The sequence below is a fragment of the Streptomyces sp. NPDC050617 genome (assembly GCF_040654795.1).
In the GTDB taxonomy this organism is placed as follows: domain Bacteria; phylum Actinomycetota; class Actinomycetes; order Streptomycetales; family Streptomycetaceae; genus Streptomyces.
Map to the genome: position 1 here is coordinate 187,976 of NZ_JBFAIS010000007.1, position 18,631 is coordinate 206,606.

Genomic DNA, 18,631 nt, shown 5'->3' on the forward strand with positions numbered 1-18,631 from the left:
GCGTCGCTATCGCAGTGGTCTACACCAGTATGCGGCAAGCGGCAAGTGTGCTGGGAGAGCAGCGACGTCCGGGAGGACGCAGATGAGTGCAGACGCCGCCGCGGCGGGCCCGAGGAAGCGGTCCGGGGCGCGGAAGCCGTGGCCGCAGCGGCTTTTCCAGGGCATGCAGAAGATGGGGCGCAGCCTGCAGTTGCCGATCGCGGTGCTGCCGGCGGCGGGCATCTTGAACCGGCTGGGGCAGGACGATGTGTTCGGTCCCACGGGGCTCGGCTGGGATGACGTGGCCAAGGTTTTCGCGGGTGCGGGCGGGGCCCTGCTGGATTCGTCGTTGGGGCTGCCGCTGCTGTTCTGCGTGGGTGTGGCGATCGGGATGGCGAAGAAGGCGGACGGCTCGACGGCGCTGGCCGCGGTCGCGGGTTTCCTCGTCTACTACAACATCCTGCATCAGTTCCCGGACTGCGCGGGCGGTGCGGAGTTCACGGCGGGGACGTGTCTGAAGGGGTCGTCGGCGGATCTGCCCTCGTATCAGAATCCGGGGGTGTTCGGCGGCATCGTGATGGGGCTGCTGAGCGCGTGGTTCTGGCAGCGGTTCCACCGGGTGAAGCTGGTGGACTGGCTGGGTTTCTTCAACGGCCGGCGGCTGGTGCCGATCCTGATGTCGTTCGTGGCGCTGGTCTTCGCGGTGCTGTGTCTGTGGGTGTGGCCGCCGGTGGGCGATGCGCTGACGAGTTTCAGCAGGTGGCTGACGGATCTGGGGTCGTCGGGTTCGGGGATCTTCGGTGTCGCGAACCGGGCGTTGCTGGTGATCGGGCTGCATCAGTTCCTGAATACGTTCATGTGGTTCCAGTTCGGCGACTTCGAGAAGCCGGACGGCACGGTGGTGCACGGCGATATCAACCGTTTCCTGGCGGGTGATCCGAGTGCGGGGCAGTTCACCTCGGGTTTCTTCCCGATCATGATGTTCGCGTTGCCGGCTGCGGCGCTGGCCATCGCGCACTGCGCGCGGCCGGAGAACCGCAAGGTGGTCGGCGGCATGATGCTGTCGGTGGGGCTTACGTCGTTCGTGACGGGGGTCACGGAGCCGATCGAGTACTCGTTCCTGTTCATCGCCCCGGTGCTGTATGGGCTGCACGCGGTGTTGACGGGTGTGTCGATGGCGGTGACGTGGGCATTCGGCGTGCATGACGGGTTCAGTTTCTCGGCGGGCTTGATCGACTACGTCATTAACTGGAGTCTCGCGACGAAACCTTGGTTGATCATTCCGATCGGGTTGTGTTTCGCGGTGGTCTACTACGTCGTCTTCCGCTTCGCGATCACCCGGTTCGATCTGCCGACGCCGGGCCGGGAGCCGGAGGATCTGGCGGAAGAGATCGAGCAGGACAACGTGCGCTAGCGCCGGTACGGACGTCCGTACGGCTCTCCGTTACGGACGCCCGTACAGCTCTCGGTTACGGACGTCCGTACGGCTCTCGGTTCGTACAGCTCTCATCTGGGTCTTCCCGTATTGGCGGGCCCTGTGTGAACATCGGCCCCCAAGTCGGGTGACGTGGGGGCTGTTTGGCGTGTGTTGTGCAAAGCGGTGAATCATGGATTCCTTTATGTGGTCCTCACGTGTTACAACAGGTCTAAACCAGTGAATGGTGTAGACCAAAATGCGGGCCGTCCCTTTTCCCGAGCGCCCGCCTCACCTGGAGGAATCCGATGAGCACGGCCACCGCCACGGCGCCACCCGCGAAGAAGCGGGGGTCCGGGCTGTTCCAAGGACTGCAGAAGGTCGGCCGCAGTCTCCAGCTGCCGATCGCGGTCCTCCCCGCGGCAGGCATCCTGAACCGGCTCGGCCAGCCCGACGTCTTCGGCGTCGACGGCCTCGGCTGGGACAAGGTCGCCAAGGTCTTCTCGGGCGCCGGCGGCATCCTCTTCGACTCCTCCCTCGGACTGCCGCTGCTCTTCTGCATCGGCGTCGCGATCGGCTTCGCGAAGAAGGCGGACGGCTCGACGGCGCTCGCCGCCGTCACCGGGTTCCTCGTCTACTACTCGGTGATCCACCAGTTCCCCATCGCGTGCGCGGACGGCTCCAAGTTCGTCTCCATAGGCTCGATCGACGGGGCCTGCGTACCGGCCCACGGCGACACCGTGGCCGCCACGTACCAGAACCCCGGCGTGCTCGGCGGCATCATCATGGGCCTGCTGAGCGCGGTCCTGTGGCAGCGGTTCCACCGCACCAAGCTCGTCGACTGGCTGGGCTTCTTCAACGGCCGCCGGCTGGTGCCGATCATCATGGCCTTCGTCGGCACCGCCATGGGCGTCCTGGTCGTCGTCGGCTGGCAGCCGATCGGCGACGCCATCACCAGCTTCGGCGAGTGGATGACGGGCCTGGGCTCCGTGGGCGCCGGCCTCTTCGGTCTGATCAACCGCGCGCTGATCCCGGTCGGCATGCACCAGTTCGTCAACACCGTCTCGTGGTTCCAGCTCGGCGACTTCACCAACGCGGCCGGCCAGCTCGTGCACGGCGACATCAACCGCTTCATGGCGGGCGACCAGAGCGCCGGCCTGTTCACCACCGGCTTCTTCCCGATCATGATGTTCGGCCTGCCGGCCGCGGCCCTGGCCATCGCCCACTGCGCCCGCCCCGAGCGCCGCAAGGCCGTCATGGGCATGATGCTCTCGCTCGCGCTGACCTCGTTCATCACCGGCATCACCGAGCCGATCGAGTTCTCGTTCATGTTCATCGCCCCGCTGCTGTACGCGGTGCACGCCGTCCTGACGGCCCTCTCGATGAGCATCACCTGGGCCTTCGGCGTCCATGACGGCTTCACGTTCTCGGCCGGTCTGATCGACTACGTGCTGAACTGGCACCTCGCCACCAAGCCATGGCTGATCATCCCGATCGGCCTGTGCTTCGCGGTGGTCTACTACCTGCTCTTCCGCTTCGTGATCACCAAGTTCAACCTCACCACCCCGGGCCGCGAGCCCGAGGAAGAGGTCGAGGACCTCACGAAGTAGGCCGAGGCGACTGCCTGACGAAAGGGCCCTGGAACCGGCTGGTTCCAGGGCCCTTCGCGTACGTACGCCTCCGCGCCTACAGCTCGTACACCGCTCCCGCCGACGCGGCCTCGACCGGGCCGGCGTAGACCGATTCGGCGTCGCGGACGTTGGTGACGGGGTCGGTCCACGGGGGGATGTGGGTGAGGACCAGCCGGCCCGCGCGGGCGCGGGAGGCGATCTCGCCCGCCTCGCGGCCGTTGAGGTGCAGGTCGGGGATGTCTTCCTTGCCGTAGGTGAAGGACGCCTCGCAGAGCAGCAGGTCCGTGTCGGCGGAGAGGGTGTCCAGGGCGTCGCAGGGGCCCGTGTCGCCGGAGTAGGCGAGCGCCGCGGAGCCGTGCTCGACGCGGAAGCCGAACGCCTCGACCGGGTGGCGCATCCGCTCGGCGCGGACCGTGAAGGGCCCGAGCTCGAAGCTGCCGGGGGCGAGCGTGCGGAAGTCGAAGACCTCGCTCATGCACTTGTCGTCGGGCACGTCGCCGTACGCGGTGGAAAGCCGCTGCTCGGTGCCTTCGGGCCCGTACACGGGGATGGCGTCGGCGCGGCCGCCCTCGTGCCGGTAGTAGCGGGCGACGAAGTAGCCGCACATGTCGATGCAGTGGTCCGCGTGCAGATGCGAGAGGAGTACGGCGTCGAGGTCGTAGAGACCGATGTGTCGCTGCATCTCGCCGAGGGCGCCATTGCCCATGTCGAGCAGCAGCCTGAAGCCGTCGGCCTCCACGAGGTAACTCGAGCATGCCGATTCCGCGGACGGGAACGTCCCCGAGCATCCGACGACGGTGAGCTTCATACGGGCGTGAACCTCCGTGGGCTGGTTCCGGTCCGGGGGCCATGCGGTCCGTTGAGCGTAAGGCGCGAAGGGGGCGGCAGCCCCTCCGCCGGGCTGCTTGTGTGCGATGTCACCGGTTAGGGTGCCCGGCGCCCGCCGCTCGCCGCCGGACTGCGGGGGTTCCGGGGCGGGGCCCTCGATGGGGTGAACCCGCCGCCCGCGTCCGGCGCGTGCGGCGGCCGACGCTCCACCATCGCGCTCATGGCCAGCATCTGCCCCCACTGCTCCCATCCCGAAGCCGTCGCCGTTCTGGAGAACGCGGACGGGATCTACGTCTTCCCGTGCCTCTTCTGTCATCACGTGCCCAGAAACGGCGTGGACGAGCACACGCAGCCGGCGGCCGCGCCCTGTGCCGTGCCGCGGTGCGGCGGGTCCGTGGTGGACCACTACGTCTACGGCTCGGATCATGTGGCCCCGGTGGCGATCACCAGATACCCCTGCACCTGGTGCGGCTCCGCGAGAACGAGAGAGCCCGACCACGCCCGGAGCGCGCGGGGCCGCGCCCTGGCCGATCCCCGGCTGTGAGGAGCTACGCGCCCCCGTCCGCGTGCGGCTTCTTCCGGCTGCCGGGGCCCGACAGGGCGATCCCCACGGCGAGTTGGGCGGCGGCGGTCGCGAGCAGCGCCGTCATCGGCACGGTCCAGCCGCCGGAGGCGCTGTGCAGCAGGCCGACCGCGAACGGGCCGGCGGCCGCGACCAGGTAGCCGAGGGACTGGGAGAGCGTGGAGAGGGCGGTGGTCTCGGCGGGGGTGCTGCCGCTGTCGCCGATCACGGCCAGGACGAGGGGGAAGGAGCACAGGCCCAGGCCGACGAGTACCGCCCACAGCAGCGGCAGGGCGACGGGCGCGGCCAGCAGGCCCGCGAAGCCGGCGAGCATGGCGGCGGAGATCGCGGTGAAGGCGGTGCGCAGCCGGCTCGGCGCGCGGGCGAAGGCGAGGACGGCGAAGGTCGCGGGGATGCCGACGGCCTGGGTGACGGCGAGCATGCCGCCCGCCGCGCCGCCGGACATGCCGTGGTCGGAGAGGAGCGAGGGCAGCCAGCCGATGACGGCGTAGCAGTTCAGGGCCTGGAGGGCGAAGTAGGCGGTGACGAGCGCGCCGAGCCGGGTACGGGCCATGGCCAGCGGCGACACCCGTTCCCCGGCCGTGTCGCTCGCGGTGGCCCGCTTCTCGGGCGGCCGTACGAACGACCACACGGCGGTGGCGGCCAGCGCGGGCAGCGCCCAGACGGCGAGCCCGAGCGAGGGCGAGCCGACGGCGTGGGCCACGGGTACGGCCGTGGCGGCGCCCAGGGTCGAGCCGAGGGCCATGGTGGTGGTGTAGACGCCGGTCAGGAGCGCGACGCGGGACGGGAAGCGGGCGCGGAGCAGGCTCGGCAGCAGGACGTTGCACAGGGCGAGCCCGGAGGTGCCGAGCACGGTGCCGGCGAGCAGGGCCCAGGTGGCGGGGACGGCTCGTACGGCGAGTCCGGCGGTGAGGGCGGCCAGGGCGAGGAGCACGGTGCGCTCGGCCCCGAGCCGCCGGGCGAGCGTCGCGGTCCCGGCGCCCGCGGCGGCGAAGGCGAGCGTGGGGAGAGCTGGCAGCAGGGCGGCGGCCGGCGGGCCGAGGCCGGGATCCACGCGGAGCTCGTCCAGGAGGGCGGCGGCGCTGCTGATGCCCAGGCGGAGGTTGAGGGCGATCAGCACGATGCCCGCGCCGGCTATGAGGGCGGAGCGGACGGGAGCGGTGGGTGCGGCGTTCACACCGCAAAGGTAAGACGTCTGATGTTTCTCTGTCCAACTATAGGTCGAATCATCAAATGTATGCTGGCGGTCACCGTCCGTCGCGGACGGTCGGCCACGCACACCAGCCCCCGGAGAGAGCACCCGATGAGCCTGGACCCGGTACGCCGCCCCTCCCTCTCCTCCGAGGTCATCGCCCGGCTGCGGCACCGGATCGCCTCCGGCGAGTGGCCCGTCGGCGCCCGCGTACCCACCGAGCCCGAACTGATGGAACAGCTCGAAGTGGCCCGCGGCACCCTCCGCGAGGCCGTCCGCGCCCTCGCCCACGCCGGGCTCCTGGAGGTCCGCCAGGGCGACGGCACGTACGTACGCGCCACCAACGAGCTCTCCGGCGCGGTCAAGCGGCTCTACGGCGACAGCGGCCAGGAACACCTGCTGGAGGTCCGCCAGGCCCTGGACGTCCAGGCCGCGCGCCTCGCCGCGGTCCGCGCCGACGACGCCGCGCTCGACGCCCTGGCGGACGCCCTGACCCGCCGCGCGGCGGCCTGGGACGCGAACGACTTCGAGCAGTGGGTCGCCGCCGACTGGGACTTCCACGCCGGTGTCGCGGAAGCCACCGGAAACCCCCTGCTCAACGAGCTCTACCGCAATCTCGCCGCCCCCCTGCGCGCCTCCATGGCCGCCTTCTGGGACTCCCCCGGCTTCGCCGGCGCCGCCCCGGCGGGCCACGAGGACCTGCTGGCCGCCCTGCGCGCCCACGACCCCGCCGAAGCCGCCCGCCAGGCCGGCGCCAACATCACCGAAACCCTGGCCTGGCACACGAACGGCCCGACCTGACCGTCACCGCCCCAGCGCGCCCACATCGCGACTGCGCGGCAGCCCGAGGTCGCCGACCCGGCCGCCCGCCTCACTGACGATGACGGGCATCGGCGCGACGTTCGTACCCCATGGGCGGCCCGGCGATCCGGGGAGCCCGCCACGCCCGTGCCGGACCCGGCAGGGGTGGGTACGGTCGAAGGCGGGGGCCGAGCGCGGGGGCTGTTGCGGGAGGAGGCGGGACGCGGTGTCGTGGTGGCCGGCGGTTCTGGTGGTGGCCTCGTTGGCGCTGGTGGCGGCGCTGGTGGACGGGCGCGGTCGCTCGCCGGACTACCGGCGGCGATCGCGCGGGCCGCGGAAACGGAACGGCCCGCGCCACGCGGAATCGACCGGCACGGAATCTAACGACAACAACACCGCATCGACCGGCACCGAGTCGGCCGACGCCGGGTCCACCGGCACCGCATCGGCCGACGCGGACGGCGCCGCTACGCCCAGAGCTGTCCGTGCAGCGCCTCGACCGCGGCCTCGGTGGTCTCCGCGGTGTAGACGCCCGTCGAGAGGTACTTCCAGCCGCCGTCGGCCACGATGAAGACGATGTCCGCGGCGCGCCCGGCCCGCTCCTCCTTGCGGGCCACGCCGATCGCGGCGTGCAGGGCCGCGCCCGTGGAGACGCCCGCGAAGATGCCCTCCTCGGCGAGGAGTTCGCGGGTGCGGCGGACCGCGTCCTCGGAGCCGACCGAGTAGCGGGTGGTGAGGACCGACTCGTCGTAGAGCTCGGGGATGAACCCCTCGTCCAGGTTGCGCAGCCCGTAGACGACGTCGTCGTAGCGCGGTTCGGCGGCGACGACGCTGATGCCGGGGACGTTCTCGCGCAGATAGCGGCCGACGCCCATGAGCGTGCCCGTGGTGCCGAGGCCCGCCACGAAGTGGGTGACGGAGGGCAGGTCGGCGAGGATCTCGGGGCCGGTGGTGGCGTAGTGCGCGCCCGCGTTGTCGGGGTTGCCGTACTGGTAGAGCATCACCCAGTCCGGGTGCTCCCCGGCGATCTCCTTGGCGACCCGTACGGCCGTGTTGGAGCCGCCCGCGGCGGGCGAGGAGATGATCTCCGCGCCCCACATGGCGAGCAGTTGGCGCCGCTCCTCGCTGGTGTTCTCCGGCATGACGCACACGATGCGGTAGCCCTTGAGCTTCGCCGCCATCGCGAGCGAGATGCCGGTGTTGCCGCTGGTCGGCTCCAGGATGGTGCAGCCGGGCGTGAGCCGGCCGTCCTTCTCGGCCTGCTCGATCATGTGCAGGGCGGGGCGGTCCTTGACGGAGCCGGTGGGGTTGCGGTCCTCCAGCTTGGCCCAGATGCGGACGTCCGTGGCCGGCGAGAGCCGCGGCAGCCGGACGAGCGGGGTGTTCCCGACGGCTGCCAGCGGGCTGTCGTAGCGCATCAGCGCATGCCGCCCGCGACGGCCGGGAGGATCGTGACGCTGTCGCCGTCGCTCAGCTCGGTGGTGATGCCGCCGAGGAAGCGGACGTCCTCGTCGTTGAGGTAGACGTTGATGAAGCGGCGCAGCTCGCCCCCGTCGACCAGGCGCTCGCGGATGCCGGGGTGGCGGCTGTCGAGGTCGACGATGAGCTCGTCGAGGGTGGCTCCGCTGCCGTCGACGGCCTTCCGGCCGTCGGTGTAGGTGCGCAGGATGGTCGGGATGCGGACGTCGATGGCCATGGGTGGGCTCCTGTCGGAGTGCGGGAAGGGGCGTCGGACTGCGCGCGGCGGCGCGCCGTGGTGCTGGTGCGTGCGAGCGGACGCCGCGGCGATCAGGCGGCAGCGCGGCGCGGACACATCGCGCTGGCGAGGCGGCACAGGTCGACGTGCAGCCGCGCCACGAGCAGTGCGCCCGGCGTCTTCTCGCTCACGTCGTGGAAAACCATGGGCTCATCGTATCGATTCCCGGTCCGCCGCCCGGAAGGTTGTCCCGGTATGCGGTCGCTTCGATCTCGTTGTACGGACGTGAGCGGGCGTACGGGCGGGGCGGGGGCCCGGCGGGGGCCCCGGTCCCGTACCGCGCGGCCCCGCTCAGTACTCCTCGACGACCTTGACGTCTTCCTCTGTGATCTCACCGTCCACGATGCGGTACGAGCGGAAGGAGACAGGCCCCTCGTCGTTGCCGCACTCGGCGGTGGACACCAGCACATAGTGGGCGCACGGCTCGTTGGCGTAGCTGACGTCCGTACGCGAGGGGTAGGCCTCGGTCGCGGTGTGCGAGTGGTAGACGATGACGGGCTCCTCGTCCCGGTCGTCCATGTCGCGGTAGAGCTTCAGCAGGTCCGTGGAGTCGAACTCGTAGAACGTGGGCGAGCGCGCGGCGTTGAGCATCGGGATGAACCGCTCGGGGCGGTCGGCGCCCGCCGGGCCCGCGACCACGCCGCACGCCTCGTCGGGGTGGTCGGCGCGGGCGTGCGCCACGATCCGGTCGTGGAGGGCCTGGGTGATGGTCAGCATGGCGCCAGCATAAAAGGGCCCGCCGTGCCGGTGAACGGCGCGGGCGGGCCCGGGAACTGCGTGTACGGCAGGGGCGGGGAGCCGGGAAGGCCCCCGCGTCAGCCCCCTTCAGTCCCCCTTCTCGGTCTGCTCGGCGTCCCCGGCGGCGCCCTGGGCGACCAGCCCCGGGTGCCCCTTGCGCTCGAACGCCTGCGGGTTGCGGGCCTTGAGGACGAAGTAGCCGATCACCAGGATCACGGCCCACACCGGCGCCGCGTACAGCGAGACGCGGGCGTCCTTGTCGACGCCCATCAGCACGATCACCATCGCGATGAAGGCGAGCGCGAAGAGGCTGGTCCAGGGGGCGCCGATGGCGCGGAAGCTGGACTGCGGGAGCAGGCCGCGGTCGGCCATCCGGCGGTAGCGCAGCTGGGAGAGGAGGATCATGATCCAGGCCCACATGCCGGAGATGGTCGCGAACGAGACGACGTAGTTGAACGCCTCGCCGGGCCACTGGTAGTTGATCCACACGCCGACGAGCATCAGGCCCACGGAGACCGCGGTGCCGCGCGTCGGCAGGCCGTTCTTGCTCAGGTAGTTGAAGAGGTTCGGGCCCTGGCCGTTGCGCGAGAGGTCGCGGAGCATGCGGCCGGTGGAGTACATGCCGGAGTTGGCGGAGGAGAGCGCGGCGGTGAGCACCACGAAGTTGATGATGCCCGCGCCGGCCGGCAGGCCGATCTTCGCGAACGCGGCGACGAACGGGCTGGTGTCCGGCAGGAACACGGTCCAGGGGACCACGGACAGAATGATGATGAGCGCGCCGATGTAGAAGACGGCGATGCGCCAGGGCACGGTGTTGATGGCCTTGGGCAGGACCTTCTTCGGGTTGGTCGCCTCGCCCGCGGTGACGCCGACGAGTTCGACGGCGAGGAAGGCGAACATCACGATCTGCAGGGTCATCAGCGTGCCGCGGATGCCGTGCGGGAAGAATCCGCCGTGGGACCAGAGGTTGGTGAAGGAAGCGGTGTCGCCGGCGTCGGAGAAGCCGAGAGTTATCACGCCGAGGCCGATGAGGATCATGCCGATGATGGCCGTGACCTTGACCATCGAGAACCAGAACTCCAGCTCGCCGAAGAGCTTGACGGAGATCAGGTTGACGCCGAAGAGGATGACCGTGAAGACGAGGGCGGACAGCCATTGCGGGATGTCCTTGTTCCAGTAATGCACATAAGTGGCCGCGGCGGTCACTTCCGTGATGCCGGTGACGACCCAGAAGAGCCAGTACGTCCAGCCGGTGACGAACCCCCAGAACGGGCCGAGGAATTCTCGCGCGTATTCGGAGAACGACCCCGACACCGGGCGGTACATGAGCAGTTCGCCCAATGCCCGCATGATGAAGAAGATGACCAGTCCGGCCGCGGCGTAGGCGAGGATCAGGCTGGGCCCGGCCTTGGTGATGGCCTTGCCCGCACCGAGGAAGAGGCCGGTGCCGATGGCTCCGCCGATGGCGATCATCTGAATCTGACGGTTGCCCAGACCGCGCTGGTAACCCTCTTCGGAAGCTCCCTGGCCGCTTCCGTCCTGCTCTGCGGCAGCCGCTCCCGCGGCGTGGTCCGCGACCTGCTCAGAGGTCATGGTGGTGCGCCTTTCTCCATAACGACCCGGTCTGCCCCGGATCGGGTCCCGATCCCCCCGGATGGAGTTCCTGCACGCTGACGGTCGGCCGGCGCGGCGCCCCCGCCGTGACATGGGTGGCGTCGCGGCGGCAGGTCGTGAAGATTTATCACGGCCGTGGCGAGATCAACACCGCCGGCCGTGGAATCGACCACAGAAAAAGTAGGACAATTGGCCTGGAGTACGGCAATAACCCCTGCCCGGAGTGACGGGATCGTTATCCGGATTTGAGCACCCGTTGAGCGAACACTTCTCCCGGCGAATCCGAAATCAGGCCATTAGGGGTGGGGATTCAGGGCATAAGGGTTTCCACGAGGGCTTCCTGGAGCCCGCCGAGCCAGAGATACGCCATCACCATCGGCTTGCGCGGGTCGTCGTCCGGCAGCCGGAAGAGCATCTCGCTGTCGTCGTCGGCGGCGATCTCCAGCCGGGTCCCGATGGCCAGCCGCAGGTCGTTGAGGGCGCCGAGCCACTGCTGGGACTCCTCGGGACGCAGTTCGAGCACCGCGCCGCCGTCGCCCGCGGCCGTCACCGAGTCGAGCGAACGCACGACGGCGAGGGCGTCCTCGCGCTTGCGGGTCCGCAGGTCGTTCTCGGTGAAGCGGCGGAACTCGGCGGACCGCTCGCGCGCCTCGCCCTCCTCGGCGGAGTCCGGCTTCAGCTCCGGGCCGCCGTAGGCGTCCGGGAAAAGGCGGGCCAGCGCCGGGTCGGCGGGCGGCTCGCTCGGGCCCTCCGCGAAGAGCCGGGCCAGCGGGTCCTCGTCCTCCGGGCCGCTCTCGCCGGGCCCGATCAGCTCCAGCAGCTGCACGGCCAGGCTGCGCAGGATGGAGATCTCGACCTCGTCGAGGGCGATGGCGGCGCCGCCGCCGGGAACCGGCTCGAAATGCCCGGCCATCAGCGGTCCTGCTGCAAGGTCGCCCACAGTCCGTAGCCGTGCATCGCCTGCACGTCGCGCTCCATCTCCTCGCGACTGCCGCTCGACACGGTGGCGCGGCCCTTGTGGTGGACGTCCAGCATCAGCTTATGAGCCTTGTCCTTCGAGTAGCCGAAGTACGCCTGGAACACATACGTCACATAGCTCATGAGGTTCACGGGGTCGTTGTGCACGAGCGTGACCCAAGGAACGTCGGGCTCAGGCACCACGGAGGGTGCCTCGCTCGACTCGGGACGTTCGATCTCGACCGGTGCGACGCTCACGGGTTCCATGCTGCCACCCCGCGTGGGGCATCGCACAAACGGTCCCCAGAAATCGTCACTCTGACGAGTATTCGCGGTAGCATCTCGTGGCGGCGCCCGAACGCGTGAACAGCACAGCGAGTGCGGATGCGGGAGAGCACAGCAAGCACGGCAAGCACAGAGGGCACGAAAAGCGAGGTAGGCCGAAGTGAACGCTGCGGACCTGGGGCTGCCGGTGGAAGTGCCGTCGACGGCGCTCTTCACCGACCGATACGAACTCACCATGTTGCAGGCCGCCCTGCGGGCCGGCACCGCCGACCGCCGCTCGGTCTTCGAGGTGTTCACCCGCAGGCTGCCCGAGGGGCGCCGGTACGGCGTCGTGGCGGGCACCGGCCGGGTGCTGGACGCCGTGGAGAACTTCCGCTTCGACACGGACGTGCTCGACTTCATGTCCGAGCAGGACATCGTCGACGGGCCCACCCTGGAATGGCTGGCCGGCTACCGGTTCCGCGGCGACATCTGGGGCTACCCCGAGGGCGAGGTGTACTTCCCCGGCTCGCCGATCATGCGCGTCGAGGGCACCTTCGCCGAGGCGGTTCTGCTGGAGACGGTGATCCTCTCCATCCTCAACCACGACTCGGCGGTCGCCGCCGCCGCGTCCCGGATGTCGGTGGCCGCGGGCGACCGGCCGCTGATGGAGATGGGCGCCCGCCGCACCCACGAGCTGGCGGCCGTCGCCGCCGCCCGCGCCGCGTACGTCGGCGGCTTCGCCACCACCTCCGACCTCGCGGCCGGCTTCCGCTACAACATCCCGACCGTGGGCACCAGCGCCCACGCCTTCACCCTGCTGCACGACAGCGAGCGCGACGCCTTCACCGCGCAGGTCGACTCGCTCGGCGGTCGCACGACCCTGCTGGTCGACACGTACGACGTCGCCGAGGCGGTGCGCACCGCCGTGGAGGTGGCCGGGCCGGAGCTGGGCGCGGTCCGCATCGACTCCGGCGACCTGCTGCTGATCGCGCACCGGGTGCGGCAGCAGCTCGACGAGCTGGGCGCCGGCAAGACGAAGATCGTGGTGACCAGCGACCTGGACGAGTACGCCATCGCCTCGCTCGCCGCCGCGCCCGTGGACGCGTACGGGGTCGGCACCCAGCTCGTCACCGGCAGCGGCCACCCGACCTGCTCCATGGTCTACAAGCTGGTGGCCCGCGCCGACTCGAACGACCCGGCGGGCCCGCTGCGCCCGGTGGCGAAGAAGTCCATGGGCGCGAAGTCCTCGATGGGCGGCCGCAAGTGGGCGGCCCGCCGCCCGGACGCGGACGGCGTCGCCGAGGCCGAGGTCGTCGGCACCGGCCCGGTGCCGGCCGAACTGGCCGGCCACCAGTTGCAGGTGCCGCTGGTCCGCGAGGGCGCCGTCGTCGCGCGCGAGCCCCTGGACGCCGCCCGCGACCGCCACATCCGGGCCAGGGCCGGGCTGCCCATGTCCGCGACCCAGCTGTCGCGCGGCGAGGCGGTGCTCCCGACGGAGCACGTCTGAGGAACGACGGAGCGCGCGCGAGGAACGACGGAGCACGGGCGAGGAACGACGGAGCACGCGCAGGGAATACGTGTACGGGGGCGCGCGAGGTGCGTTGAGGGGGCGCAGGGCCCCTGGGCACGCCCTTTGGCATCGTGTCGCGCCCCCGGACGAGCCCCACGGGCGCGACACACGGCACGATTCCGCCCGGCGGAAACCGGTTGGTTCGAACGCCCTCTCCCGTAACGCCCTCGCACTCACTACCCTCGGTCACAGCGAGTCGGTCCGCACGTCCCGGAAAGAACCCCCCACCACCCGCGGCCCCTGCCAAAGGATGCGCACCATGCACCGTGCATTGATCGTCGTTGACGTGCAGAACGACTTCTGCGAAGGCGGCAGCCTCGCCGTCGCGGGCGGCGCCGACGTCGCCGCCGGGATCACGGATCTCGTGGGCGAGGCCGCCGCCGGGTACCGCTACGTGGTCGCGACGCGTGACCATCACATCGACCCCGGCGAGCACTTCTCCGCCCACCCGGACTTCGAGAACTCCTGGCCCCCGCACTGCGTCGCCGGCACGGAGGGCAGCGGCTTCCACCCGAACTTCGCACCGGCCGTCGCCTCCGGCGCGGTCGAGGCGGTCTTCGACAAGGGCGCGCACACGGCCGCGTACAGCGGTTTCGAGGGCGCGGACGAGAACGGCACGCCGCTGGCGCGCTGGCTGCGGGACCGCGACGTCGCCGAGGTGGACATCGTCGGCGTCGCCACCGACCACTGCGTACGGGCCACCGCGCTGGACGCGCGCCGCGAGCGCTTCGCCACGCGCGTCCTCCTGGACCTGACCGCCGGCGTCGCCCGGCACACCACCGAGCGCGCTCTCAAGGAGCTGCGGGACGCCGGCGTGGAACTGAGCGGCAAGCCGGTCCTTCAGAACGGCTGACGCGCGTACGGGCGCGGGCCGGCACAGCGCTCAGCGGCCGGCCCCCGCGCGGCGGTCCGCCGGGCCGCGCAGCAGGCTGCGGATCGGATGCCACGACTCGGTGTCGTCGTCGGGCACGGACCGCCAGACGAGGCCGTCCGGGTGGTGCAGCACCGCAGTTATCTCGTCGGGCGTCGGCGGCTCGCTGTTGCCGCGCAGGTAGACCGCGCGCAGCCCGAGGTTGCGGAGCCTGGTCAGGGCGCGCTGGCGGTTCACGGCGTGCACCAGAACCCGCACTCGCGCGCCCGGCACCCCACTGCCGCCGGGCGGGCTGGGCAGCGACAGAGCCACCACCACACTGCCCCCCGGAAGCTTGGCGAATCCGCCACCGGCCATGTGCATCAGAACCCCTTCGTGAGACGTCGCGTCAATAAGAGCTTCACGGGATGCATTCAAACGCTAACGGCAGCCGCCCGCTAGAGGGCAATGAGTCACACGGCCATGACCTGCGACGATGTGCGTTTCTCGGTCAGCGAACCGCCCCGGAGCCACACCATCGGGCCGTCCCGCGCTCCCTTAATGATCTTGGTCTGGCGGCGGGTGTCAGTAAGGATCACGCCACATGGGCGGTCACCGGCCACCGCCGGGACACCCCTCCCGGCCGCCGGGCCCGCCCGGACCGCACGCCCCCACGGGATCTCCGCTTCCGCCTCCGCTTACAGGTCAAAAGCCTTGCGACGCCAAAAGCGGGGAACCTGGAAGCTTTTCCAGTTGAAGTCTTTACGCAAGACCGCGCATTGTGTTTTCTGGCGGACGTACCGGGGCCGGATATGCGGGTGTGCGCCGGTCCGGGATTCCGTGCGGCGCTTCTTCAGCGGCGACCGCGCGTCGCCGGCCGCGCCTCACGGATCCGGGGCGCACGCCAGTGATTTATCGACTATTACGCTGGAGTTCACGACTCCGCCAAGCCCCTGAAGATCGTAAATATCTTTTCGGTCTTCTCCGGTGCAAGTTCCGCATAGCCCTCGCGGCCACCCCCGACGATCTTCGACGCACCGCGCCGTTCGCGCTCCGCGCCGCGCCCCTCCGCCGACCGCGAGGCGGGGGCGCACCGAGCCGCGAAGCCGCCTCCGAGTCCCCCGCAGTCCTCCCCCAAAACCCGCCCTGAACTGCGAAGACACGCGGCCGCACGCCGCCGCCGGCCGATCGTCGGCGTGCCCGGCCCCGGTCGGCGGGCGCGCCCCCCGGAGCGCTCCGGCCGCCGGGTCCGCAGCGCCGGACCCGATGATTCCCGTTGACTGATGTTCGTTTGTGATCGCGGCGCTCCGTAAGAACCGAGAAGGCATTAATCCGGTGTGGCGGAAGAAATGGATGTGCCATGTCGGCACCCGGTCGGCCGGTGCGGTACATGACCTCTGCGTTACGAATATCGGACATCAACAGGCGCGCCCATCTCACCTGTCGATTGGCCGAATGATTCCGTGCGCCCCCCATGCATCGGTACCGTGTGTTAGGTCACGCTTACCAGCAGTTCCATGGGGGCATGCAGCCCCGTAGAGTCGTTTTGCGGTACGCACAGTCGACTCTCCCACTAAATCGAAGCCCCGAGGACGGATCACCGCTATGCCGCGTCCGACTCCCGCACAGATCGCCTACGGTTCGGCCACTGTCGTCATCTCCGCCCTCGCGATGCTGCTTCTGTCGCAGACGCGAACGGGGCTGGGGGTCGCGGTGGTCGCCGTCGCCGCCCTCGCGCTCGGGCTCCTCGTCGCCATGACCGTGCCGCTCCCGCGCACGGCCGCTCGCGCGGCGCGGGCCAACGAGCCGCAGACCGCCGACGCGTCGAGCGCCGCCGCCGTGTCCGCTCCCGCGGCCGTGTCGGTCGCCGCGCGCCGGATCACCGGCCGCCGCGCGCCCGCGCGCGCCGGTGGTTCACGCATCAGGGAGCACTCCCTGCGCCGTTGAGCGGCAAAACGTTTTTGTCCCCGTGGCGCACGCCCCGGCTCACCCCGCGGCGACCACCACGGTCCTGGCCGCCTTGTCGTGCAGACACTGCCGATACGGCTTGTCCCAGGTGCACCACAGGACATTGACCAGCCAGAAGATGAAGCCGCAGCACGGCACGATCTCCGGCAGGGAGTAGGTGGCGGCCCGCGCCCAGCCGGGCCGGCCCGCCGGGATCGCCCCGTTCTCCAGCATCGCCACGCGGATCTTCATCATCCGCTTGCCGACGGTCTGGCCGCGGCTGGTCAGCATCAGCCCCTCGTACACGAAGTAGACGAGGGAGATGATGACCGACAGGCTCGTGGACTTCACGGTGTCCTTGGTCGGGTCGTAGCCGCCGATCACCAGCGTGGCGATGACGCTGACCGGAATGCCGACGATGAGCCCGTCGACGATGCGGGCCACGAGCCGCCGGCCCAGGCCCGCGAGCGGCGGCATCCCCGCCAGCGGATCGGCCGCGCCGAATTGATCGCCGTACGGATTGCCGGGCCCGCCCCCGCCTCCGTACGGACCACCACCGCCGTACGGACCACCGCCCCCGCCGCCGTACGGTCCACCGCCTCCGCCGGCCGGCGCACCCGCGTCGTACGGCGGGGGCGGAGGGGCGGAAGGCGGCGGATCCTGCGGCCTCTTCCGGAACGGGTCGTCCTCGGGCGGCCGCGCCTGGTCGCTACTCATGGACCCAGTAGACCGGCCCGCGGGTGCCGTCGCACCCGGCTCGCGCCGTCCGGGTGGAATTCGAGCCGCGCCGGAACGCGGCCGTACAGACCCTGCCGTCGGGCTCAGCGGGCCCGCGCCACGAAGGTGTGCGCCGCCTTGTCGTGCCAGCACTGCCGCCACGGCCGGTCGAACAGGCACCACAGGACGTTCACGACGCCGATCACCAGCAGGCCCAGCACGCCGTACGTCAGCCACCGGCGCAGCGCCGCCCCGAACGAGGGCTTCTCGTGGTCCTCGATGCCCAGCACCCGCACCCCGCACAGCTTCTTGCCCAGCGTGCGGCCCCACTTGGCGGTCGGCAGCGCCTCGTACGCGACCCCGGCCAGCAGCAGCACGGCCAGCACGATGCCGAGGTAGGCGCCGGTCGTGCCGTCCAGGAGCCAGACGGTCACGGTCTCGCCGGACTGCTTGGCCCCTTCGACCTTGCCGTCGATGTGGTCGGCCGCCTTCGCCCACAGCGGCACGGCCGCGGCGGCCACGACGGCCCCCAGCACCACCGAGTCGATCAGCCGCGCGCCGAGGCGGCGGCCGAGGGAGGCGGGCTTGCCCTGCGCCTGCGCCGCCTGGAGGAAGGGATCGTCGACCGGGGGCTTCCACGGGATGACGCTCTCCGCCGAGGCCGCCGGAGCCGCCGGGGCTGCCGCGGCCGCTGGTCCGTACGCGCCCGCGTGCGCCCCCTCGGAGCGCGTCGGCTGCTGCGACCACGCGGGCGCGCCCCCGCCTTGGGCGGGCACGAACCCCTGCGGAGGCGGAACGGCCTGCGGCCCCTGCTGTCCCTGCTGCCCTTGTTGACCGGGGTGGCCGGGATGACTGATCGGGCCGGGTTGGGCAGGTTGGGCGGGTTGGCTTGATTGATCCGGTCGGCCGGCCGGCGCGGGCTGCACGCGCGCCTCGGGTACGTCCGTACCGCGCCCGTACCCGGCCATCGCCCCGCCGCCCGGAGCGGCCCACGGCTCGGCGCCGGGCTCGGCGGCGCGTACGGGCGGCACCGGCGCGGAGCCGCCGCCCTGGGCGGGCACGGGGGCCTGGGGAGCGACCTCGGTGCTCTCGGCCGGGGCGGGCCAGACGACGTCCTCGGGCGCGGACCGCGCGGCGGGCGCGTATCCGGCGGCCTCGCGCGCCCCCGCCTCCGGCTCCGCCGTCCGGGGCGCGGCGGCGGACACCGTCTCGGGCCGCTCGTCGGCGCCGGGCTCGTCCGAGCCCCAGGCGCTGCGGCGGTCCTGCTCGCCGCCGAAGCCGCCGCGGCGCGAGGTGTCGGACGGCCAGCCGGCGGCCGGCTCGGGCCGTACGTCCGCGGCTGCCGCGCGCGGCAGCGGCTCGGGCTCCTCGTCGAGGAACATCGGCCCGGTCTCCTCGGGCAGCGCGACGGCGGGCCGCGCGGAGTCGCCCCGACCGCTTTCAGCACGTCCGCTCTCCGCGCGCACGGCCTCGGCGCGGGCCTCCGCCCGGGCTGCCTCCGCCCGGCCCGCCGCGTCCGCCCGCACCGCCGAGGACGCCACGGGCGGGGCGAGCGGCGGCGGGGCCGCGCCGGCGGGGGCGGCGGGCATCGCCTCGCCGTCCTTCGGGGCGGGCCGGCTGGTGCCGGGGACCCATGCCGCGCCGTTCCAGTACCGGATGTAGCCGGGGATGGACGGGTCCGGATAGAAGCCGGGGGTGGGGCTGCCGTCGGCTGATCCTGAGGTAGACGCGCTCATGATGTCCGATGTCCCGTATCTGTTCGGCCGTGCTGTGTCGTGTGGTGCTCG

The 18,631-nt window shown here is 71.1% G+C and carries 19 protein-coding genes; 7 read left to right on the forward strand and 12 right to left on the reverse strand.

Annotated features, from left to right (window positions below):
* Positions 1-82: 82 nt before the first annotated feature.
* Both AB0I49_RS12555 and AB0I49_RS12560 read left to right on the forward strand, forming a co-directional pair.
* Positions 83-1,393, forward strand: coding sequence for a PTS transporter subunit EIIC (locus AB0I49_RS12555; protein WP_363226885.1), 1,311 nt, complete (start codon positions 83-85; stop codon positions 1,391-1,393).
* A gap of 308 nt (positions 1,394-1,701) precedes the next feature.
* Positions 1,702-3,003: a PTS transporter subunit EIIC gene (locus AB0I49_RS12560; RefSeq protein WP_363226886.1), complete on the forward strand. Its 1,302-nt coding sequence runs from the start codon at positions 1,702-1,704 to the stop codon at positions 3,001-3,003.
* A gap of 76 nt (positions 3,004-3,079) precedes the next feature.
* On the opposite strand, the gene AB0I49_RS12565 is transcribed toward AB0I49_RS12560, so the two are convergent.
* Entirely contained in the window at positions 3,080-3,832 is a 753-nt protein-coding gene (locus AB0I49_RS12565) for an MBL fold metallo-hydrolase (RefSeq protein WP_363130710.1), read from the reverse strand.
* Between the two features lie 240 nt (positions 3,833-4,072).
* On the opposite strand from AB0I49_RS12565, the gene AB0I49_RS12570 reads away from it, so the two are divergent.
* Positions 4,073-4,396, forward strand: coding sequence for a hypothetical protein (locus tag AB0I49_RS12570; RefSeq protein ID WP_363226887.1), 324 nt, complete (start codon positions 4,073-4,075; stop codon positions 4,394-4,396).
* A gap of 4 nt (positions 4,397-4,400) precedes the next feature.
* Here AB0I49_RS12570 and AB0I49_RS12575 read toward each other — a convergent pair whose 3' ends face one another.
* Positions 4,401-5,612 carry an MFS transporter gene (locus AB0I49_RS12575; RefSeq protein WP_363226888.1) on the reverse strand — a complete coding sequence of 404 codons (1,212 nt, stop codon included), beginning with the start codon at positions 5,610-5,612 and terminating at the stop codon, positions 4,401-4,403.
* Between the two features lie 126 nt (positions 5,613-5,738).
* Between AB0I49_RS12575 and AB0I49_RS12580 the strand changes: the two genes are divergently transcribed.
* A complete protein-coding gene (locus AB0I49_RS12580) occupies positions 5,739-6,428 on the forward strand; it encodes an FCD domain-containing protein (protein ID WP_363226889.1) in 690 nt (229 codons plus the stop codon).
* A 467-nt stretch (positions 6,429-6,895) separates the two neighbouring features.
* On the opposite strand, the gene AB0I49_RS12585 is transcribed toward AB0I49_RS12580, so the two are convergent.
* From AB0I49_RS12585 to clpS, 7 genes are all read right to left on the reverse strand, one after another.
* On the reverse strand, positions 6,896-7,846 hold the full coding sequence (locus AB0I49_RS12585) for a cysteine synthase (RefSeq protein ID WP_363226890.1): 951 nt from the start codon (positions 7,844-7,846) through the stop codon (positions 6,896-6,898).
* Positions 7,846-8,124: a MoaD/ThiS family protein gene (locus tag AB0I49_RS12590; protein ID WP_363226891.1), complete on the reverse strand. Its 279-nt coding sequence runs from the start codon at positions 8,122-8,124 to the stop codon at positions 7,846-7,848. The genes AB0I49_RS12585 and AB0I49_RS12590 overlap by 1 nt, the downstream gene beginning before the upstream one ends.
* 92 nt (positions 8,125-8,216) lie before the next feature.
* Positions 8,217-8,330, reverse strand: a complete 114-nt coding sequence (locus AB0I49_RS12595) for a putative leader peptide (protein ID WP_363226892.1) — start codon at positions 8,328-8,330, stop codon at positions 8,217-8,219.
* A 145-nt stretch (positions 8,331-8,475) separates the two neighbouring features.
* Positions 8,476-8,901, reverse strand: a complete 426-nt coding sequence (locus tag AB0I49_RS12600) for a M67 family metallopeptidase (RefSeq protein WP_363226893.1) — start codon at positions 8,899-8,901, stop codon at positions 8,476-8,478.
* A gap of 108 nt (positions 8,902-9,009) precedes the next feature.
* Positions 9,010-10,515 (reverse strand): amino acid permease, encoded by a 1,506-nt coding sequence (locus tag AB0I49_RS12605; protein WP_363226894.1) that lies wholly within the window; start codon positions 10,513-10,515, stop codon positions 9,010-9,012.
* Between the two features lie 331 nt (positions 10,516-10,846).
* Entirely contained in the window at positions 10,847-11,449 is a 603-nt protein-coding gene (locus AB0I49_RS12610; RefSeq protein WP_363226895.1) for a DUF2017 domain-containing protein, read from the reverse strand.
* Positions 11,449-11,760: an ATP-dependent Clp protease adapter ClpS gene (clpS, locus tag AB0I49_RS12615; RefSeq protein ID WP_363226896.1), complete on the reverse strand. Its 312-nt coding sequence runs from the start codon at positions 11,758-11,760 to the stop codon at positions 11,449-11,451. Before clpS ends, AB0I49_RS12610 begins: the two co-directional genes overlap by 1 nt.
* A 178-nt stretch (positions 11,761-11,938) precedes the next feature.
* Here clpS and AB0I49_RS12620 point away from each other — a divergent pair, with 178 nt between their 5' ends.
* Together AB0I49_RS12620 and AB0I49_RS12625 are read left to right on the forward strand one after the other, a co-directional pair.
* Positions 11,939-13,267: a nicotinate phosphoribosyltransferase gene (locus AB0I49_RS12620; protein WP_363226897.1), complete on the forward strand. Its 1,329-nt coding sequence runs from the start codon at positions 11,939-11,941 to the stop codon at positions 13,265-13,267.
* Positions 13,268-13,589: 322 nt separating this feature from the next.
* Positions 13,590-14,183 (forward strand): isochorismatase family protein, encoded by a 594-nt coding sequence (locus tag AB0I49_RS12625; RefSeq protein ID WP_363226898.1) that lies wholly within the window; start codon positions 13,590-13,592, stop codon positions 14,181-14,183.
* A 30-nt stretch (positions 14,184-14,213) separates the two neighbouring features.
* Here AB0I49_RS12625 and AB0I49_RS12630 read toward each other — a convergent pair whose 3' ends face one another.
* The gene (locus AB0I49_RS12630; protein WP_363226899.1) at positions 14,214-14,558 is read right to left on the reverse strand and encodes a hypothetical protein; all 345 of its coding nucleotides are present in this window, start codon (positions 14,556-14,558) and stop codon (positions 14,214-14,216) included.
* Positions 14,559-15,785: 1,227 nt separating this feature from the next.
* Here AB0I49_RS12630 and AB0I49_RS12635 point away from each other — a divergent pair.
* Positions 15,786-16,127 (forward strand): hypothetical protein, encoded by a 342-nt coding sequence (locus AB0I49_RS12635; protein WP_363226900.1) that lies wholly within the window; start codon positions 15,786-15,788, stop codon positions 16,125-16,127.
* A 39-nt stretch (positions 16,128-16,166) separates the two neighbouring features.
* Here AB0I49_RS12635 and AB0I49_RS12640 read toward each other — a convergent pair whose 3' ends face one another.
* Positions 16,167-16,844 carry an RDD family protein gene (locus AB0I49_RS12640; protein ID WP_363226901.1) on the reverse strand — a complete coding sequence of 226 codons (678 nt, stop codon included), beginning with the start codon at positions 16,842-16,844 and terminating at the stop codon, positions 16,167-16,169.
* A 104-nt stretch (positions 16,845-16,948) separates the two neighbouring features.
* Positions 16,949-18,580, reverse strand: coding sequence for an RDD family protein (locus AB0I49_RS12645; RefSeq protein WP_363226902.1), 1,632 nt, complete (start codon positions 18,578-18,580; stop codon positions 16,949-16,951).
* Between the last annotated feature and the right edge of the window lie 51 nt (positions 18,581-18,631).

Bases quoted from the DNA above. Each gene is read 5' to 3' on its own strand.
- AB0I49_RS12605 (WP_363226894.1), bottom strand. From the start codon at position 10,515: ATGACCTCTGAGCAGGTCGCGGACCACGCCGCGGGAGCGGCTGCCGCA.
- AB0I49_RS12570 (WP_363226887.1), top strand. From the start codon at position 4,073: ATGGCCAGCATCTGCCCCCACTGCTCCCATCCCGAAGCCGTCGCCGTT.
- AB0I49_RS12590 (WP_363226891.1), bottom strand. From the start codon at position 8,124: ATGGCCATCGACGTCCGCATCCCGACCATCCTGCGCACCTACACCGAC.
- AB0I49_RS12555 (WP_363226885.1), top strand. From the start codon at position 83: ATGAGTGCAGACGCCGCCGCGGCGGGCCCGAGGAAGCGGTCCGGGGCG.
- AB0I49_RS12640 (WP_363226901.1), bottom strand. From the start codon at position 16,844: ATGAGTAGCGACCAGGCGCGGCCGCCCGAGGACGACCCGTTCCGGAAG.
- AB0I49_RS12585 (WP_363226890.1), bottom strand. From the start codon at position 7,846: ATGCGCTACGACAGCCCGCTGGCAGCCGTCGGGAACACCCCGCTCGTC.
- AB0I49_RS12630 (WP_363226899.1), bottom strand. From the start codon at position 14,558: ATGGCCGGTGGCGGATTCGCCAAGCTTCCGGGGGGCAGTGTGGTGGTG.
- clpS (WP_363226896.1), bottom strand. From the start codon at position 11,760: ATGGAACCCGTGAGCGTCGCACCGGTCGAGATCGAACGTCCCGAGTCG.
- AB0I49_RS12625 (WP_363226898.1), top strand. From the start codon at position 13,590: ATGCACCGTGCATTGATCGTCGTTGACGTGCAGAACGACTTCTGCGAA.
- AB0I49_RS12565 (WP_363130710.1), bottom strand. From the start codon at position 3,832: ATGAAGCTCACCGTCGTCGGATGCTCGGGGACGTTCCCGTCCGCGGAA.
- AB0I49_RS12645 (WP_363226902.1), bottom strand. From the start codon at position 18,580: ATGAGCGCGTCTACCTCAGGATCAGCCGACGGCAGCCCCACCCCCGGC.
- AB0I49_RS12580 (WP_363226889.1), top strand. From the start codon at position 5,739: ATGAGCCTGGACCCGGTACGCCGCCCCTCCCTCTCCTCCGAGGTCATC.
- AB0I49_RS12610 (WP_363226895.1), bottom strand. From the start codon at position 11,449: ATGGCCGGGCATTTCGAGCCGGTTCCCGGCGGCGGCGCCGCCATCGCC.
- AB0I49_RS12560 (WP_363226886.1), top strand. From the start codon at position 1,702: ATGAGCACGGCCACCGCCACGGCGCCACCCGCGAAGAAGCGGGGGTCC.
- AB0I49_RS12595 (WP_363226892.1), bottom strand. From the start codon at position 8,330: ATGGTTTTCCACGACGTGAGCGAGAAGACGCCGGGCGCACTGCTCGTG.
- AB0I49_RS12600 (WP_363226893.1), bottom strand. From the start codon at position 8,901: ATGCTGACCATCACCCAGGCCCTCCACGACCGGATCGTGGCGCACGCC.
- AB0I49_RS12635 (WP_363226900.1), top strand. From the start codon at position 15,786: ATGCCGCGTCCGACTCCCGCACAGATCGCCTACGGTTCGGCCACTGTC.